The sequence below is a fragment of the Phenylobacterium sp. genome (genome assembly GCF_030645195.1).
Lineage (GTDB): Bacteria > Pseudomonadota > Alphaproteobacteria > Caulobacterales > Caulobacteraceae > Phenylobacterium.
This window is the reverse complement of sequence record NZ_JAUSLW010000023.1, coordinates 1-16,674: the sequence shown is the minus strand read 5'-3', so window position 1 is coordinate 16,674 and position 16,674 is coordinate 1. Positions and strand designations below refer to the sequence as shown.

Here is a 16,674-nt window from a genome sequence, read left to right as displayed (position 1 = left end):
GCGCACAGTCCCCTGTCTTAGTTCGCGCAACGAGGATCGTCATGTCCTGCGACGCCGCCGCCGCCCTCGCCTTCCTGTGGCTCGCCGCCACCGGCCCGGTCTCGCCGGGCGCGGGCCTCAGCACGCCGCCCTCGGCGGTGGCCTTGGAGCCGCTCTTCGCCGACATCGTCAAGCGCGCCGGCGCCTTGAGGGCGCAGGTCGATAGCGTGCGCGCCGGCAAGGCCCTGCCCCCCACCTTCAAGACCCAGATCGGCGAACTGGCCGCCCTCGACATGCAGGGTCACCTGCTGCTGGCCCGGCGGGGCACGGACGGCGACCTGAAATGCATCCTGCGCGGCATCTCCCAGGACCTGCCGCTGAAGCTCGAGGCCGTCACCGCCGCCGCCACGCCTAAGGACCGCGACCTGGCCCTGCGCGACATGGCCTATCTGCTGAACGACAATGTCGAGGTCATCACCGCCCCGTCGAGCGCGCCGGTCTAGCTGGACCTGGCCTTGTCCAGGGCCTTGGCCACCATCGCCGGGGTGAGGAACTGGGGCAGGATCTTCGGCTCGGGGTCCGTCACGCCATAGACGAGATAGAGCGGCACCCCGGCCCGGCCGTGGCGGGCCAGCTCAGCGGCGATCACCGCGTCCTTCCGTGTCCAGTCGGCCTTCAGATAGACCGCGCCGGTGCGGGCGAAGGCCTCGGCGGCCTGCGCGGTGCCGAAGGCGACCTTCTCATTGACCTGGCAGGTGACGCACCAGGCGGCGGTGAAGTTGACGAAGACCGGCTTGCCGGTCGCGCGCGCCGCCGCCACCGCCTCGGGGCTGTAGACTCCGGCCGGGATGGTCCCCGGCTCGGCCGCATCGGCGCTGCCAGCCGCCGCGGCGGGCGTCCCGTAGGCCGGGACCAGGACCAGGACGAAGGCGCCGATGGCCAGCGCCGCCCCGACGCCCGCCAGGGCCAGGGACTTGCCGCCCTGCGCCTGTCGACGTTGCGCCAGCCCCAGGATCCAGGCGGCCAGGGCCAGGACGACGGCGGCGACCAGAATGCGGGCCAGGCCCATCTCGCCGGCCTGGACTGTCAGAACCCAGACCAGCCAGGCGGCGGCCCCGTACATCGGGAAGGCCATCAGCTTCTTGAAGGTCTCCATCCAGGGACCCGGCTTGGGCAGCTTGGCCAGCAGGGCCGGCGCGAAGGCCGCCAGGGTGAAGGGAGCGGCGAAGCCCAGGCCAAGGCCCAGGAAGACCGCCAGCGCCACGGGTTCGCTCTGGGTCAGGGCCCAGCCCAGGGCCGGCCCCATGAAGGGCGCCGTGCAGGGGGCGGCCACCACGACGGCCAGGGCCCCGGTGAAGAAGGCGCCGGCCAGGCCACGCCGGGAGGCCAGGCCCGTGCCGACCCCCTGCAGGGAGGTCCCCACCTCGAACAGGCCCGACAGATTCAGCGCCACCGCCAACATCAGTAGGGCCAGGCCCGCCACCACCGCCGGCGACTGCAGCTGGAAGCCCCAGCCCACCGCCGACCCGCCGGCCCGGATGGCGATCAGCACGCCGGCCAGGGTCAGGAAGGTGGCCAGGACGCCGGCCAGGAAGGCCAGACCCTGGGCGCGGGCCGCGGCCCGCTCATGGGCGTGACCGGCGAGCGAGGTGGCCTTCATGGCGAGGATCGGGAAGACGCAGGGCATCAGGTTCAGGACCAGGCCCCCCACCAGGGCGTAGACGAAGGCCAGGGCCAGGCCGAGGCCCGCGCCGGGAGCGATCGCGCTGACCTTGGCCGGCGGCGCGCCCAGCCCTGAGCTGCCCGCTGGAGGTGGCCCCTCGGCGGCGGTCAGCTCATAGGCCTGGCCGCCCAGGCTCAGCACCCCATCCAGGGCCGCGGGCGCGGTCCCCTTGGTGAAGTCGTAGCCGGGGGTGAGGGTCAGGGTCAGGCCCTCGGGGCCCCGCTCGATGGCCTGGGGCTTGGCGTGATCGATGACCGTGGACTTGAAGGGATAGAAATAGGCCTCGGCCAGGTCTGCGCCCTTCAGGCGCGCGCCGGTGACGGAGAGGGTCAGGCCCTCGCCGATCCGGGCGAAGGTCGCCGTCAGGCCGGCGGGCTTGGGCGCCTCGTCCAGGGCCTTGGCGATGGCCGCGCCCCACCTGGGGTCGGGTAACGGCGCGGCGGCAACCACCGGCAGGTCCAGGGTCAGGACCGCGTCCTCCGGGACGCAGATCTCCTCGCAGACCAGGAAGGCCGCGGCGGCCTTCAGGGTGATGGTGTCGCCAGGCTTGGCGGACTTCGGCGCGGTGACGGCGACCGGCAGCAACACCTCGCCCTGGTAGCCGTAGTTCATCAGCGGGCCGGTGGGCTGGCGGGTGGGCCTCGCCCAGACGATGTCGCCGGCGGTCCAGCCGGCCGGCAGGGTCCAGTTGATCTGGGTCGCCTCGCCGGAATCCCCGGAATTGCGCCAGTAGGTGTGCCAGCCCTGCTGGATCTTCTGGCGCAGGGCGACATAGGTGGTCCCGCCAGGCGTGATCCCCTGATCGCGGGGCGCCAGCTCGGCCTCGATGTGTCCGGTCTGGACCGGCGCGGCCTGGGCCGGAAGGGCGAAAGCCGCCGCCATCGCCAGGGCGGCCATGCCTCTCGCCATCAAACGCGTCATGCCGTTGTCCCAAACTGCGCCCAAGGCCGCTATATGGCGTGCGGACGCCGATCCGCAAAGCGCTCGACTTGTCATCGGCGCGCTCCATCATCGACGAATCAGTTCGGCCAGAGCCGCAGGAGAGTTACGTGCCCGCCCCCTTCGACGAGATCGAGATCGGTCAGGTGGTCTATCTCGGCGAGGTGCGTGTGGACGCCCGCGCCCTGGAAGCCTTCATCGCCGCCTTCGCCCCCGGCTGGCCGGCCGAGCGCGGCGCCCCCGACGCCATGGTCTTCGCCATCTGGACCCGGCTGGACGCCGCCTCGGTGATCAACTGGCCCCAGACCAAGCGCCTGGGGGTCGACGCCCTGCGCTGGGCCCGCAATCCGCCCGCCGGCGAGACCCTGCGTGGCCGGATGACGGTGATGGGCAAGGATCCGGTCGGCGACGGCAAGGGCATCATCATCGCCCAACACGACCTGCTGGACGAGGCCGGGCGCCTGGTCTTCTCCTGCCTGACCCGCAGCGTCTTCGCCCGCTGACGGAGCGTGACAGCCTGAAGTGGGAACCGGTTCAGGCGCCCGTCACGCGACAGACCAAGAAGCTCTCAAAGAAAACGGCGGGCCCTTTCGAGCCCGCCGCGTCGCCGTCCAAATGGTCTTCAGATCAGGCGTTGGCCGCCTGAGGAACCTGCGAGGCGCGGAACATCGCCAGGGCGATCAGCCGGTCCCAGCCCACCAGCGACACCAGGTGCGCGTAGATCTGGCCGAGCGCGCCGTTGTCGCGCAGCTCCGCCAGCTTCTCGGGCGACAGGGCGTTGAGCTTGTCTTCCGAGACGCCGAAGTACTCGGCGATCTTCTGGGGCTCGCCGGCGCTGCCGTCGGCGTTCATCGGGGTGTGGTTGGCGGTCTTCAGTTCGAAGAGGTCGTTGTCCTTCAGGATCTGGATGAAGCCCTGGGTGCGCTGACGCTCGACCTCGTAGTCGTTGCAGAACTGGATGCAGCTCTTGGTGTATTCGGTCGGCTCGCCCTTCTCGTCGAAGAAGGCCATGTCGCCGCCCTCGACGATGAACTCGGCGGCGCGGTCGATGCAGAGCACCATCTGCTGGGCCTTGTCGTCATTGGCGAAGACGAAGGGATAGCGGCGGATATAGGCCGGGATGTAGACGCCGGACTCGAACATGCCGTTGTCCTGGACGAACATGTTGTCCCCGGCGTTCAGGCCCATGACGGCCAGAGGCATCTTGTCGTCGCCGACGAAGATGATCGGGCCCGAGACGGCGGCCAGGGGGAATTCGGTGACGGTGAGCGGGATCGCGTGGCCGGCCTTGGCGAAGCCGAAGGGGCCGTCGATGCGCTTGACGCCGAGGGTCTTGTGGAGGTCGGGGGTCAGCGGTTCCGGCCTGGAATAGAACAGAACGTTGCCGGTGATCTGGCCGCCCGTGCCGGGCTGGGTGTCGGTCGCCATGAAATGCCTTCGATGTCCTGGGCGCGAAAGAAAGGTGCGAGCGGGTTTTCAAATGACCCGTCTTCGCAGGGTCCGCGCTTCTACCCGATCGGACGGGGGGCGGCAAATGCGCTCGCTCGCCGCTTGCTTAGGGCAGGCTGAACCGCTTCAATCTGCGGATACCAACGGACCGCATAGCGGAGGAAATATTTTCAATGGCGATCTTTTATCCCGATATTCTCGACCAAAAGTCCCCGGCCCGCGAATTCACTTATCGCGACAAGGACGTGATGCTCTACGCGCTCGGCGTCGGCATGGGGCAGGACCCCATGAACGAGGACGAACTGGCCTTCGTCTATGAGAAGAACCTGAAGGTTATCCCGACCGCCGCCACGGTGCTGGCCGCCCTGTCGCGCGCCGCCGGCGCCGCCGCCCCGGCCATGCCGGCCGGCCACCGCCCCAGCCAGATCAACTTCCTGATGGTCGTCCACGGCGAGCAGAAGGTCGAGCTCCACAAGCCCCTGCCCGCCACCGGGACCTTCACCGCCGAGGGCCGCACCGTCGGCGCCTATGACAAGGGCGAGGGCAAGGGGGCGGTGATCATCAACGAGACCATCTGGCGCGACGACAAGGGCGAGAAGGTCGCCACCCTGACCGGCTCTACCTTCGCCCGCGGCGATGGCGGCTTCGGCGGCCCGTCGGAGGGCGCCCCGGAACCCCACGTGGTCCCGACCCGCAAGGCCGACCTGTCGGTGGACTTCACCACCCGCGAGGACCAGGCCCTGCTCTACCGCCTGAACGGCGACCGCAACCCGCTGCACTCCGATCCGGACGTGGCCAAGCGCGCCGGCTTCCAGCGGCCGATCCTGCACGGGCTGTGCACCTACGGCATCACCTGCCGCGCGGTGCTGCAGGCCATCACCGGCTTCGACCCCGACCAGATTCTCAGCCACCAGGCCCGCTTCTCGGCCCCGGTGATCCCGGGCGACATCATCACGGTGGACCTCTGGAAGGACGGCAAGAACATCTCCTTCGAGGCCCGCGTGAAGGAACGCGGCGCCACGGTGATCAAGAACGGCCTGACCGTCCTGCGCGCCTAAAAGACGCCTCTGCGGAGCGGTTCCCCCCACCGGGGAACCGCTCTAAAGAAGGCCTATGATCCAAGGACTTCGCCCCCTCGCGGTCGCGGCCGCCGCCCTGTCGCTGGCCGCCTGCGCCATGCTCCCGCAGCTCTCCGGCAAGGCGCCGGAGAACGTCTCGCCGAGCTCGGCCGCCGGCCCCATCCCCACCAAGCTCTCCGGCTATCTGAGCCCTGCGGCCCTCGACGGCGCGGCCTTGCTGGGCCCGCCGCCGGCGGAGGCCAGCCTGCGCGGCCAGGCCGACCGGGCCCAGTACAACGAGACCCGGTCCATGGCCGGCTCGGCCCGCTGGACCCAGGCGATCGCCGACAACGACATCTGGGCCGGCGGGGCCTTGAAGGGCTATGCCTGCGCGGCCGGCAAGGAGATCGGGCCCAAGGCCACCCCGGTGCTCTACCAGCTGCTGCACCGGATCGAGCTCGACGTCCGCACCATCGGCACGCCGGCCAAGAACCACTATGGCCGGCTGCGGCCGATGATCGGCGACAGCCAGCAGATCTGCGTGCCCCGCGAGGACTGGATGAAGACCAACGCCTCCTACCCCTCGGGCCACGCCATGGTGGGCTGGTCCTGGGGGCTGATCCTCAGCGAACTGGAGCCGGCCAAGGCCGACGGGCTGATGGCGGCGGGCAGGGCGGTGGGGGATAGCCGGGTGATCTGCGGGGTCCACTTCCAGAGCGACATCGAGGCCGGCCGGACCCTGGCCTCGGCCATGGTGGCGCGGCTGCACGGGGACCCGGAGTTCCAGAGGGACCTGGCCGCGGCGCGCAAGGAACTGGCCAGGGCGCCGGCGATGAGCTGCCCGGCCTGACAACATGTTGGCCGTCGCGGATGGAGGATTCGGCCTTTTCGCCGCGCACGCCGCGAGGCCTTAGCCCACAAGGGTTTTCCGGCCGACGAACCGACCGACATGTGCCGACAAGTGACCGTCAGACAGGGCGCGGACTGACCAGCGAACCGTAGAGATCGGTGCGGCGGTCGCGGAAGAAGCCCCAGGCGGCGCGGTGGGCGGCCAGGAAGTCCAGGTCGAAGCTGGCGCTCAGCACCCCCTCCTCCTGCCGGCCAAGGGCGGCCACCAGGTCGCCGCGATGGTCGGCGATGAAGGACGAGCCGTAGAAGGCCTGGCCGCCGTTCGGATAGTTCTCCCACGGCTCGAAGCCGATGCGGTTGGCGCCCACCACCGGGATGACGTTGGAGACCGCGTGGCCCTGCATGGCGCGCCGCCAGGGGGCGGCGGTGTCGAGGGTGTCGTCGTGCGGCTCGGACCCGATGGCGGTGGGATAGAGCAGGATCTCGGCGCCCATCAGGGTCATGGCGCGCGCCGCCTCCGGGTACCACTGGTCCCAGCAGATCCCCGTGCCGATGCGCCCGAAGCGGGTGTCCCAGACCTTGAAGCCGGTGTCGCCGGGGCGGAAATAGTATTTCTCCTGATAGCCCGGCCCGTCGGGGATGTGGCTCTTGCGATAGACCCCCATCGGCGACCCGTCGGCGTCGACCATCACCAGCGAGTTGAAGTAGTGCGGCCCCTCCCGCTCGAAGATGGAGATGGGCAGGACCAAACCGAGTTCGGCGGCCAGCGGCGCCAGCGCGGTGACGCAGGGGTGTTCGCGCCACGGATGGGCCTGGGCGAACCAGCGCTCTTCTTGCGTCACGCAGAAATAGGGGCCCTGGAACAGCTCCGACGGCAGGATCACCTGAGCGCCTTGGTCGGCGGCCTGGCGGATCAGGTCGGCGGTCTTGGCGATGTTGGCGTCCAGGTCCATCCCGTAGGAGGTCTGCAGGGCGGCGACGGTCAGGGTGCGGGCCATCAGGCGGGCTCCTGCTGGGTGATGCAGTGGAAGGATCCGCCGCCGGTGAGGATGGCGTCCGAGGGCAGGGCGATGGCCTGGCGGTCCGGAAACTGGCTCTGCAGGACCTGCAGGGCCAGCTCGGCGGCGCGCGGGTCGCCGTCATAGGTGGGCATGACCACCGCCCCGTTGGCGATGATGAAGTTCATGTGGCTGGCCGGCGCCGCCCCGCCTTCGTGGCTCTCGATCCAGCCCGGCGAGGGGACGCGGACCACCTTCAGCTTGCGGCCCTCGGCGTCGGTCATGGCCGACAGGTCGCGCGCGCAGGCGTCATAGGCGTCCACATTGACGTCGCCCCGGCCCCAGGCCACCGGGCAGACCACGACGCCCGGCGCCACGAAGCGGGCGAGGTTGTCGACATGGCCGTCGGTATGGTCGTTGGCCAGGCCGTCCCCCAGCCAGAGCACCTTGCGGGCGCCCAAGGAGGCGGCGAGCTCGGCCTCGGCGGCCTGCGCCGTCCAGCCGGGATTGCGGTTGGGGTTGAGCAGGCACTGGCCGGTGGTGAGGATGGTGCCGGCCCCGTCGTGATCCAGGGAGCCGCCCTCCAGGATGATCTCCTGCTGGATCAGCGGGGCGCCGCTGGCCGTGGCGATCTGGGCGGCCACGGTGTCGTCGCCCTCCATCTCGTACTTGCCGCCCCAGCCGTTGAAGCGGAAGCCGCGCGCCTCATCGCCGGCCGGGCCCTTGGCGAAGATCGGGCCGGTGTCGCGCAGCCAAATGTCGCCGAAGCGGCCGGGCACGATCTCGATCCCCGCCACGTCGCCGAGCTGAGCCCGGGCGGCCGCCTCGCCCTCGGGGGAGCCGGTCATCAGGCGCACGCGCTCGCGGCCTGGACCCGCCAGGGCGCGGGCCAGCGCCCCCACCTGGGCCTGGGCCAGGGCGAGGTCTTCGGCCCACAGCTCCTCATGGCTGGGGAAGCCCAGCCACATGGCCCGGTGGGGCGCCCATTCGGCGGGAACGATCACGGTCATCGGCGGCCCTTGTGGTTGGCTGCGCGAAATGGGCGGTGGGGAGAGGTTCGTCAAGCGGCGCCTAGATGCTCCCCTCCTGGGGGAGCTGTCAGCGAAGCTGACTGAGGGGGACTTTGACCCTTGTTTTGGGGTCGAAGAGGTCAACTACGTTGATCCCCCTCCGTCACGCCCCTTCGGTGCGCGCCACCTCCCCCACATCGCGCTGCGCGCTGGGGGAGGATCTGGAGGTCAGCACCTCTCCCCCGCAAGCGGGGGCGAGGAGGTGAAGCTGGGACGCCGTCCCTACCCCGGTCCCGCGCCCACGGCGGCGGGCAGGTCGGTGGAGGCCTGGCCGAAGACGTAGCGCCAGCCCTGCGGGGTGCGGACATAGGTGTCGCTGAACCAGAGGCGGCGGTCGAAGGCGCGGCTGCCGCGGACGCCCTTCAGCCACAGGCGGGCGGTGACGATGGCGGTGTCGGGGCCGTAGAGGCGCACGGTCTGGGTGCCCTCGTCCTCCACCTGGTGTTCGAAGGCGACCTCGCGGGTCCGCGCCAGGGCCAGCAGGTCCTCGCCGGTATGGACCCCGCCGTCGCCGGTGATGAGGATCATCCGCGGGTGGAGGATCTGGGCCATGGCGGCGGCGTCGTTGCGCTCCACGGCGGCCTGGTAGGCGGTGTCGAGGGCCGCGACGGCGGCGCGGTCCTGGTCGGGCGCGGCGCGGGCGGGGGCCGCGCCGATGGCCAGCAGGGCGCACAGGGGGTAGAGGGCGGGTTTCATGGGGCTTCCTATCGTCGAGCTTGATAGGGGCCGACCTAGCCGAGCCAAGCCGCGGGCGGCTTGCACTATCCTGCCAAACTTCCCCGGGCGATCGCCGAGGGCGCCGCGCCATAGCGGCGGGCGAAGCTGCGGCTGAAGTGGGACAGGTTGTTGAAGCCGCAGGCGTAGCAGGTCTCGGTGACGCTGCGCCCCTGGCTCAGCATCGCGCGGGCGGCCTTCAGCCGGGCCTTGAGCAGGTAGCGGTGGGGCGGGACCCCGGCCAGTTCGGTGAAGACCCGGCTGAAGTGGAACAGGCTCATCCCCACCGAACGGGCCAGGTCGGCGACGCTGAAGGGCTCGGCGAATTCGGCGTCCAGCCGGTCGCGGACGTGGTGCACCCGCTCGACGTACCAGGCGAAGCGTTTTTCACTGAACAGGGCCGTGGGCTCGAGGTGGGGCGGCGCCTGGAAGATCTCGGTGGCGCAGTATTCGGCGAACATCGGCGCGCCCTCGTCCACGGCCCGGGCCAGGCCCCAGCGCAGGTAGCGCAGGCGGTTGCTGGCCCGCAGCACCGGGCGTCCGGCGGCGGCCCAGCTGCCGGCGCGGTCGAAGCCGTCGTCATTGGCCGCCTGGTAGACGATGGACAGGCAGGTGTCGGAAAACCCCGTCCCCTGGAAGGCCGAGCGGAAGGCCATGCCCGGATGGCTGAGCATCACGTCGCCGGGCTCCACCCGCCAGCGCCCCTCGCCGATCTCCAGGTCGAAGGTCCCCTCCTCCACGAAGCTGGCGCGGTAGGCGTCGGAGCGCGCGCAGAAGGGCTGGTCCTCGTGTTCGACCGGGTGGTCGAACCGATAGACGGTCAGCTCCGCCGAGCTCCAGAGGGGGGTGATCCGCGCCATGCGGGGCCGAGCCTAGGAAGCGGGGCGGGGATTGTCGAGGTGGGGGGAGGGTCCGAGTCCCCTGGTTCCTCCCCCAGGCCGAAGGCCGGTTCGGGGGAGGTGGATCGGGGCCGAAGGCCGCGAGACGGAGGGGGCTTGGACCGTTGGATCGGCACGGCCCTAGCCCCCTCCACCGCTGCGCGGTCCCCCTCCCCCGTTGGGGGAGGAATTCATTCCCCCGCAACGAAAAAGGGCGGCCCGGGAGGGCCGCCCTTTCCGCGAAAGCGAGGTCGCCGCGAGGACTAGAACTCGTAGCGAAGGCCGACCTGGACGGTCCAGAGCGACTTGCCGCCGGTGTCGAGGTTCCGCTGGGTCGAGCTCGATTGGAAGCTGGAGTAGCGGTAGCGGTTGCAGGCGAAGGGGTTGGCCGAGGAGGTCGTCACAGCCGCGCCGGAAGCGTCGGCGCAGGCCACGCTGACCACGCGGTTGGTGTCGGAGTACTCGTCGACGATGCCCCACTTGTCGTTGATCAGGTTGAGCAGGTTCTGGACGTCGAGGGTGAGCCGGAACTTGTGGCCCGAGATCGGCGAGGGAAGTTCCTGCGAGAGTTGCAGGTCCACCTGGGTGACGTCGTGGTTGGTGAAGGAGCCCTTTTCCTGCACCGCGCCCTCGGTCATCCCGAACTGAGTGACCGCGGCCAGGAAGTTGTCGCGCGTGGCGACGCTGTCGAAGGTGACCAGGCCGACGTCGAGGTCGGTCGGGCTGGACACTTCACCGGTGATCTTCGGCACATAGAGCAGGAAGTTGCCGCGGTTGACGCCGAACACCGGGCTGCGGCCGGAGCTGGCGTCCGACATCACGAAGGAGGTCGGGCGGCCCGAGCGGCGTTCGCCGAAGAGGGTCACGCGGGTCTCGTTGTCGCCGAAGAACTTGTGGGCGTAGGAGACGTCCAACTTGAAGGCGTGGTCGATGGAGTCGAAGGACGTGCCGTAGGCCGCGCCGTTCGCGTCATCGCCGGCGATGCCGCCGTAGAGCGAGCTCTGGGTCGAGGCGAAGCGCAGCGACGAGCTGCGGTCCTTGATGTCGGAGTGGGTGTAGGAGCCGCGAACGTCCAGGCCCCAGTCAAAGGACTTGCTGGCCGAGACCGCCACGGTGAGACCACGGCCAGCACCGTCGTTGAACACCACCAGGTCGCGGTTGGACGAGCCGGGGTTCTGCGAGGTGACGTTGAAGGCCGCGCGGGCCGCCGCGGTGGCCGAGGTCGAGGACCCGATGGCGTCGTAGCGGACGCGGCCGTCCGGGGTGCGGGCGATGGCGCCGTTGACGATCAGCGGCTGGGCGCGGGTATCGCGGATCAGGATGCCGTCGCGGGTCTTGGAACCCACAACGTCCAGGCCCAGGCGAATATCGTACCAGGGGGTGTCCCAGTTGGCCGAGAGGAAGGCCTTCCAGTCCGAGGGCAGCTGGTAGTTGGGCGACAGGGCCGAGACTTCCGCCAGGGGCGAGGCGACACTGCCGCCCTGGAAGGCGATGACCGCGGCTGGGATGTCGTAGCCGAAGGTGGCGTCTGCCTTGTTGATGTTCAGGGCCGCGGCGCCGATGGCCGGGGTGAAGCCCGGGGTGCCGGAGATGTCCTGGAAGCCGGTGGCCGTGCGCTGGATCTGGATCCCCGAGGTGGAGATGCCATTGCCGTTGCCGTAGGAGTTGCCGATCAGCACGTCGGGAACGCCGCCGGAGAACAGGCCGACGCCGCCGCTGATCTTCAGGCTTTGGGTCGGCTTCCAGTCGAAGTTGACGCGCGGCAGCATGATGCCGCGGCCGTCATAGGTGGACTGGTTGCTGAACTTGTTCCGGGCCAGGAAGTTGGTGTTGGGAACCACGGTCGAGTCGCTGACGTACCAGTCGTAGCGGAAGCCGGCGGTGATGTTCAGGTCCGGGGTGACCGCCAGGGCGTCCTGCAGGTACAGGCTGTGAACCATGTATTCCAGGACGGCGGCGGAGGATTCCACCGTCTTGCCGCCGACGGAGTTGCCGTAGCGCAGCTGGCCGGCCGTGCCGTTGGTGAAGTCGGCGATGGAGTCGAAGTAGTAGACCCCGTCACTGGTGGGCACGAACAGGTTGTTGATGTTCTGCTTCTTCAGCTGATAGCCGAACTTGATCAGGTTGTCGCCGAGCGAATATTCGCCCTTGGCCTGGATCTGGAAGGTCTCGGTGGCCAGGCTGTTGGCCTGGCGGAATTCGTCGGGGCCGAAGCGCACGACCGAGGTGGAGCCGCAGCTCGTCAGGTTGTCGCCGCCGGAATTGATGCTGGTGGGCGAGGTGCAGACGCTGATGTCGGCGAAGTTCTGGCCCGAGGGCGGCAGCTGACGACGCTCGTAGTCGCGATAGGTGACGCGGATCTGGGTGTGGAGGTTGTCGGTCCAGTCGGAGTTCAGTTCGCCGACATAGGAGTAGTCTTCTTCACCGGTCAGGTACCAGGAGGAGTCCAGGCCCGCGGAGGTGCGGCTGAGGTTCGTGCGCTGGGTGACCTCCGACAGGGCGTAGCGCGCGGTCAGGCTGAGGCGCTGACGGTCGGTGATGTTCCAGTCCAGCTTGGCCGCGTACTTCTCGTCGACGATCGGCTTGGTGCGCGCGATCTTCCCGACGTCGAACTTCGAGGCGTACTGGGTGTTGAAGATGTTGGTGACGGTGTCGATGGTCGACTGGGTGACGCCGTTGATGCTGTTCTGGTAGCCCTGGCCGGTGGGGCCGGTGGAGGTCAGGTCGGAGGACTCGTAACGCTCGTAGGAGACCGCGAAGAAGACCTTGTCCTTCCAGATCGGGCCGGACAGGAAGGCGCCGTAGTTGGTCTGGCTGATCGCGTTCCTCACCGGCGCGCCGCGGATCGAGTCGCCCTGCATCCCGTCATTGAGATAGTTGGTGAAGATCGAGCCGTGGAAGTCGTTGCCGCCGGCCTTGAGCACCACGTCCAGGGCGCCGCCCTGGAAGTCGCCGTTCTCCACGTCGGTGGGGACCGCGTCGATGGTGAACTGCTCGACGGCGTCGAGCACGACCGGGCCGCGCCGGGTCGGCGTGCCGCCGGTGTTGAGGCCGTAGTTGTCGACCGCGGTGGCGCCGTCGATGGTGATGCGGTTCTGACGCGGGTTCGAGCCGGCGATGGAGATGCCGCTGTCGCCGCGGGTGTTCTGGCTGACCAGGGCCGAGCGGCGGGCCAGGTCGCGGACGTCACGGGTGATGGAGACGACGCTTTCGACGTCGGAGGCGTCCAGCACGGTCTTGCGGCTGGTGTTGTTGGCGGTGACGTCGCGCGAGGCGGTGACGACGAACTCGTCCACCAGGTCCTGGGCCTGGAGGTTGACGTCGAGGCGCTGGTTGCCGCCGACCACCAGGTTCACGCCGGTGAGGCTCTTGGCCTCATAGCCCGGCGCGGTGAAGGTCAGGGTGTAGGGACCGCCCGGGCGCAGGCCGCGGGCGTCGAAGCTGCCGTCGGGGCCGGTGGCGGTCTGGGACCGGGTGCCGGAAGGCGTGTGGACGATGGCGACGCTGGCGCCGCGAACGGGCGCGCCGCTCTGGTCGACAATGGCGCCGCCCACCGCCGAGGTGGTTTCCTGCGCGTAGACGGCGCTGGACATGGCGCACACGAGTACGCTCAGGGCCGCGCCGCCGGCGAGGCGTTTCATCGAAGTCATCTGGAAGATCCCCTATCCATCGTGCCGTGCGGGGATCGCTTGCCCAGCCCCCTTCGGCGTCTGGCTCACGCTATAGCGCTAAAATTGTGTTGATGGGTGACGCTTTTGTTACGGCGGCTTCAAGCCGCGCAAGTGCTGCGTGAAAGACACGCATCGTCCTTTACAGGGCGCCCGCGCCGCGCCACCGTCCGCCGCCGAAACCAGGATGGATCGCTTGTCCGATAACGCTTTGTCCGCCTCCGGAGCCGGCGCCCAATGGCGAGGCGCCCTGCTGCTGGCGCTCGGCCTGACGGCGGCGCGGCTGGTCGCCCTCTTCGTCACCCCCCTGGAGCTCTATCCCGACGAGGCCCAGTACTGGCTTTGGTCGCGAACCCTGGACTGGGGCTACTATTCCAAGCCGCCGATGATCGCCTGGACCATCTGGACCACGACGGCGATCGGCGGGAACGGCGAGGCCTGGGTGCGGCTGGCCGCCCCGCTCTATCACCTGGGGGCGACCCTGGCGGTGTTCGGGATCGGCCGGCGGCTCTATTCGCCCGCCGTCGGGTTCGCCGCGGCCGCCCTCTACGCCCTGATGCCGGGGGTGCAGATCTCGGCGCTCGCCATGGCCACCGACGCCATCCTGCTCTTCTATCTGAGCCTCGCGCTCCTGGCCTATGTGGAGCTTCCGAGGGCGGAGGGTCGCGGCCGGCTGTGGATCGCCGCCGGGTTCGGGGCGGCGGTGGGGCTCGCCTTCCTCTCCAAGTACGCGGCGGTCTACGCCCTGATCGGGCTCGGCTTGCACCTGGCCATCAGCCGCGAGGCCCGGACGGTCTGGAGTTGGGATACGGCGGGCGCGGCGCTCGCGGCCTTCCTGCTGATCCTGGCGCCCAACCTGGCCTGGAACGCCGCCCACGGATTTTCCACCGTGCAGCACACGGCGGCCAACGCCGCCTGGGGCGGGCGCAAGCTGTTCAACCTGCCCGAGCTGGGCGAGTTCGTCGTCTCCCAGTTCGGGGTGTTCGGGCCGATCCCCTTGGCGGTGCTGATCGGCGGGAGCCTGCTGCTGGCGGTCCGCAAGCGCCTGACGCCGGCTGACCTGACCCTGCTGTGCTTCTCCATCCCGCCGCTGCTGATCGTCACCTTCCAGGCCTTCATCAGCCGGGCCAACGCCAACTGGTCCGGGGCGGGCTATGTGGCCGGTTCGGTGCTGGTCGCCGCCTGGCTGATGCGCTGGCGGGCGAAGGGGTGGCTGATCGCGGCGGTCGGGACCCAGGCCCTGATCGCGGCCCTGTTCCTGGCCTGCGTGGTGAGCCCGCCCCTGGCCGAGAAAATGGGGGCGGCCAACGCCTTCAAGCGGGCCAAGGGCTGGGAGCAGACCGTGCGCGGCATCACCGAGCGGGCGGCGGCGGAGCCGGGCCTGACCGCGGTGGCGGTGGACGACCGCTTCCTGTTCAACGCCAGCGCCTATTACGGGCGCGAGTTCTTCGCCGGCCCCGGCGCCCCGCCCCTGAGGATGTGGGTGCGCGAGGCCCATCCGCAGAACCAGGCCGAGACCACCGATCCCCTGACACCGGCCACCGGCGCCCACGTCCTGGCCGCCAGCCTGGACCTGGTCTATCGCGACGAGATGGCCCAGGACTTCAAGGCCGTCTCGGACCGCGAGATCCGCAGCGTGATGCTGGACAGGAAACGCAAGCGGCGGACGGAACTGTTCCTCGGGGACGGGTTCGCCCCCCTGCCGAGGGACCCGGTGACGGGGCAGCCGCCGGCGCCGAAGGTGACGAGGCCGGAGTAGCGACGCTTCTTCCTCTCCCGCTTGCGGGAGGGGGCAGGGTGAGGGCTCTTTCTGAAGTCCCGTTATTGCTCCGGCGTCGTGACGCGCAGCTTTGCTGCGCGCCCCCTCACCCATCCTCTCCCCCTGAACGGGGAGAGGAGAAGAGATCAGCGCGCCCACACCGCCTTCAGCGCCGCGTCGCGGCCGCAGCCCATGCGGTAGCGGGCGTAGGCCATGGGGTTCTTCTTCGCATAGTCCTGGTGGTAGGCCTCGCCCATGTGGAAGGCGCCGGCGGGCAGGATCTGCGTCGCCACGGGCTTGCCCAGCTCCTTGGCCACCTGGGCCTTGATGGCCTGCGCGGCGGCGCGCTCGGCGGGGCCGTCGACGAAGACCGCGGTGCGGTAGGACGGGCCCTGGTCGCAGATCTGGCCGTCCGGGTCGGTGGGATCGATGTGGTGGAAGAAGTTGGCCGCCAGCAGGGAATAGCTGGTCTGGCTGGGGTCGTAGGTGACCTGGATGGCCTCCAGGTGGCCCTCGTGGTCCTGGTAGGTGGGACGCGTGGAGGCGCCGCCGGCATAGCCCACCACGACGTCCTTCACCCCCTTGGCGTGCTCGATGTCGTGCTCGGCCGACCAGAAGCAGCCGCCCGCGAAGACGGCGGTCTTCAGGGGGCCGGCCGCCGGGGCCGATCCGGCCAGCAGGAGGACGGCGGCGCCGACGGCGGCGAAGAGAGGCTTGTTCATGGCTCTACCTTGGTTGTCTCAGAGGGACATACGCAAGGGGGAGCCCGGAGGTTTCACCCCGCCAGGGCCACCTCGAACCTGGCTTCCGTCTTGGCGGTGATCTCCTCGAGGGTGACGCCGTCGGCCAGGGCCGTGAGCGTCAGGGGCGACTTGCCGCGGGCGATGTCGAACACCCCCAGGTCGGTGATCAGCAGGTCGACGACCCGCGCGCCGGTGAGCGGCAGGGTGCAGGCGGTGAGCAGCTTGGGCGCGCCGGACTTCTCCACATGGTCCATGACCACGACGACGCGCTTGACCCCGGCCACCAGGTCCATGGCCCCGCCCATACCCTTCACCACCTTGCCCGGCACCATCCAGTTGGCCAGGTCGCCGGTTTCCGACACCTGCATGCCGCCCAGGATCGAGAGCGCGATGTGGCCGCCGCGGATCATGGCGAAGGAGTCGGCGCTGGAGAAGTAGGAGCTCTCCGGCAGCTCGGTGATGGTCTGCTTGCCGGCGTTGATCAGGTCGGCGTCCTCCTCCCCCTCATAGGGGAAGGGGCCCATGCCCAGCATGCCGTTCTCGCTCTGCAGGGTGACGGTCATGCCGGTGGGGATGTAGTTGGCCACCAGCGTCGGGATGCCGATGCCGAGATTGACGTAGAAGCCGTCCTGCAGCTCACGGGCCGCGCGGGCGGCCATGTCTTCGCGGGTCCAGGCCATCAGACAGCTTCCTTGACGCGGGTGGTGACGCGCTCGATGCGCTTCTCGAACACCGCGCCCTTGAAGAGGCGGTCGACGAAGATGCCCGGCGTGTGGATGTTGTCCCTGTCCAGCGCCCCGATCGCCACCAGCTGCTCGACCTCGACGACGGTGGCCTTGCCGGCCGT

At 69.6% G+C, this 16,674-nt stretch carries 15 protein-coding genes; 5 read left to right on the top strand and 10 right to left on the bottom strand.

Annotated elements, in window-relative coordinates; translation table 11 throughout:
• Positions 1 to 41 precede the first annotated feature (41 nt).
• Positions 42 to 482 (top strand): hypothetical protein, encoded by a 441-nt coding sequence (locus tag Q7T09_RS01875; protein WP_304697267.1) that lies wholly within the window; start codon positions 42 to 44, stop codon positions 480 to 482.
• Here the strand turns inward: Q7T09_RS01875 and Q7T09_RS01870 are convergent.
• Positions 479 to 2,599: a protein-disulfide reductase DsbD gene (locus Q7T09_RS01870; protein ID WP_304697266.1), complete on the bottom strand. Its 2,121-nt coding sequence runs from the start codon at positions 2,597 to 2,599 to the stop codon at positions 479 to 481. The two genes, Q7T09_RS01875 and Q7T09_RS01870, sit on opposite strands and share 4 nt — an antisense overlap.
• 152 nt (positions 2,600 to 2,751) lie before the next feature.
• Between Q7T09_RS01870 and Q7T09_RS01865 the strand changes: the two genes are divergently transcribed.
• Positions 2,752 to 3,144, top strand: coding sequence for an acyl dehydratase (locus Q7T09_RS01865; protein ID WP_304697265.1), 393 nt, complete (start codon positions 2,752 to 2,754; stop codon positions 3,142 to 3,144).
• A gap of 124 nt (positions 3,145 to 3,268) precedes the next feature.
• Here Q7T09_RS01865 and Q7T09_RS01860 read toward each other — a convergent pair whose 3' ends face one another.
• Entirely contained in the window at positions 3,269 to 4,069 is an 801-nt protein-coding gene (locus Q7T09_RS01860; protein ID WP_304697264.1) for a SapC family protein, read from the bottom strand.
• A 194-nt stretch (positions 4,070 to 4,263) separates the two neighbouring features.
• Between Q7T09_RS01860 and Q7T09_RS01855 the strand changes: the two genes are divergently transcribed.
• Together Q7T09_RS01855 and Q7T09_RS01850 are read left to right on the top strand one after the other, a co-directional pair.
• Positions 4,264 to 5,148, top strand: coding sequence for a MaoC/PaaZ C-terminal domain-containing protein (locus tag Q7T09_RS01855; RefSeq protein WP_304697263.1), 885 nt, complete (start codon positions 4,264 to 4,266; stop codon positions 5,146 to 5,148).
• A 55-nt stretch (positions 5,149 to 5,203) separates the two neighbouring features.
• Positions 5,204 to 5,998: a phosphatase PAP2 family protein gene (locus Q7T09_RS01850; protein WP_304697262.1), complete on the top strand. Its 795-nt coding sequence runs from the start codon at positions 5,204 to 5,206 to the stop codon at positions 5,996 to 5,998.
• A gap of 118 nt (positions 5,999 to 6,116) precedes the next feature.
• Here the strand turns inward: Q7T09_RS01850 and aguB are convergent, their stop codons facing one another.
• The 5 genes from aguB to Q7T09_RS01825 all read right to left on the bottom strand — a co-directional run bounded on the left by aguB (position 6,117) and on the right by Q7T09_RS01825 (position 13,298).
• Positions 6,117 to 6,995, bottom strand: coding sequence for an N-carbamoylputrescine amidase (gene aguB, locus Q7T09_RS01845; RefSeq protein ID WP_304697261.1), 879 nt, complete (start codon positions 6,993 to 6,995; stop codon positions 6,117 to 6,119).
• Positions 6,995 to 8,005 (bottom strand): agmatine deiminase family protein, encoded by a 1,011-nt coding sequence (locus Q7T09_RS01840; protein WP_304697260.1) that lies wholly within the window; start codon positions 8,003 to 8,005, stop codon positions 6,995 to 6,997. The genes aguB and Q7T09_RS01840 overlap by 1 nt, the downstream gene beginning before the upstream one ends.
• A 282-nt stretch (positions 8,006 to 8,287) precedes the next feature.
• The gene (locus Q7T09_RS01835) at positions 8,288 to 8,761 is read right to left on the bottom strand and encodes a nuclear transport factor 2 family protein (protein ID WP_304697259.1); all 474 of its coding nucleotides are present in this window, start codon (positions 8,759 to 8,761) and stop codon (positions 8,288 to 8,290) included.
• A gap of 65 nt (positions 8,762 to 8,826) precedes the next feature.
• On the bottom strand, positions 8,827 to 9,639 hold the full coding sequence (locus Q7T09_RS01830; RefSeq protein WP_304697258.1) for a helix-turn-helix domain-containing protein: 813 nt from the start codon (positions 9,637 to 9,639) through the stop codon (positions 8,827 to 8,829).
• 281 nt (positions 9,640 to 9,920) lie between these two features.
• Positions 9,921 to 13,298: a TonB-dependent receptor domain-containing protein gene (locus Q7T09_RS01825; RefSeq protein WP_304697257.1), complete on the bottom strand. Its 3,378-nt coding sequence runs from the start codon at positions 13,296 to 13,298 to the stop codon at positions 9,921 to 9,923.
• A 223-nt stretch (positions 13,299 to 13,521) separates the two neighbouring features.
• Between Q7T09_RS01825 and Q7T09_RS01820 the strand changes: the two genes are divergently transcribed.
• Positions 13,522 to 15,084, top strand: a complete 1,563-nt coding sequence (locus Q7T09_RS01820; RefSeq protein ID WP_304697256.1) for a glycosyltransferase family 39 protein — start codon at positions 13,522 to 13,524, stop codon at positions 15,082 to 15,084.
• A gap of 146 nt (positions 15,085 to 15,230) precedes the next feature.
• Here Q7T09_RS01820 and msrA read toward each other — a convergent pair whose 3' ends face one another.
• The 3 genes from msrA to Q7T09_RS01805 form a co-directional block, all read right to left on the bottom strand.
• A complete protein-coding gene (msrA, locus tag Q7T09_RS01815; protein WP_304697255.1) occupies positions 15,231 to 15,806 on the bottom strand; it encodes a peptide-methionine (S)-S-oxide reductase MsrA in 576 nt (191 codons plus the stop codon).
• Positions 15,807 to 15,859: 53 nt separating this feature from the next.
• Positions 15,860 to 16,507, bottom strand: coding sequence for a 3-oxoacid CoA-transferase subunit B (locus Q7T09_RS01810; RefSeq protein ID WP_304697254.1), 648 nt, complete (start codon positions 16,505 to 16,507; stop codon positions 15,860 to 15,862).
• Positions 16,507 to 16,674 (bottom strand): CoA-transferase (locus Q7T09_RS01805; protein ID WP_304697291.1); only part of this gene is annotated, 168 nt, incomplete at its 5' end. The genes Q7T09_RS01810 and Q7T09_RS01805, both read right to left, overlap by 1 nt.

Coding starts and splice junctions, on each gene's coding strand:
- Q7T09_RS01875 (WP_304697267.1), top strand. CDS start 42: ATGTCCTGCGACGCCGCCGCCGCCCTCGCCTTCCTGTGGCTCGCCGCC.
- Q7T09_RS01870 (WP_304697266.1), bottom strand. CDS start 2,599: ATGGCCGCCCTGGCGATGGCGGCGGCTTTCGCCCTTCCGGCCCAGGCC.
- Q7T09_RS01860 (WP_304697264.1), bottom strand. CDS start 4,069: ATGGCGACCGACACCCAGCCCGGCACGGGCGGCCAGATCACCGGCAAC.
- Q7T09_RS01855 (WP_304697263.1), top strand. CDS start 4,264: ATGGCGATCTTTTATCCCGATATTCTCGACCAAAAGTCCCCGGCCCGC.
- Q7T09_RS01850 (WP_304697262.1), top strand. CDS start 5,204: ATGATCCAAGGACTTCGCCCCCTCGCGGTCGCGGCCGCCGCCCTGTCG.
- aguB (WP_304697261.1), bottom strand. CDS start 6,995: ATGGCCCGCACCCTGACCGTCGCCGCCCTGCAGACCTCCTACGGGATG.
- Q7T09_RS01840 (WP_304697260.1), bottom strand. CDS start 8,005: ATGACCGTGATCGTTCCCGCCGAATGGGCGCCCCACCGGGCCATGTGG.
- Q7T09_RS01835 (WP_304697259.1), bottom strand. CDS start 8,761: ATGAAACCCGCCCTCTACCCCCTGTGCGCCCTGCTGGCCATCGGCGCG.
- Q7T09_RS01830 (WP_304697258.1), bottom strand. CDS start 9,639: ATGGCGCGGATCACCCCCCTCTGGAGCTCGGCGGAGCTGACCGTCTAT.
- Q7T09_RS01825 (WP_304697257.1), bottom strand. CDS start 13,298: ATGAAACGCCTCGCCGGCGGCGCGGCCCTGAGCGTACTCGTGTGCGCC.
- msrA (WP_304697255.1), bottom strand. CDS start 15,806: ATGAACAAGCCTCTCTTCGCCGCCGTCGGCGCCGCCGTCCTCCTGCTG.
- Q7T09_RS01810 (WP_304697254.1), bottom strand. CDS start 16,507: ATGGCCTGGACCCGCGAAGACATGGCCGCCCGCGCGGCCCGTGAGCTG.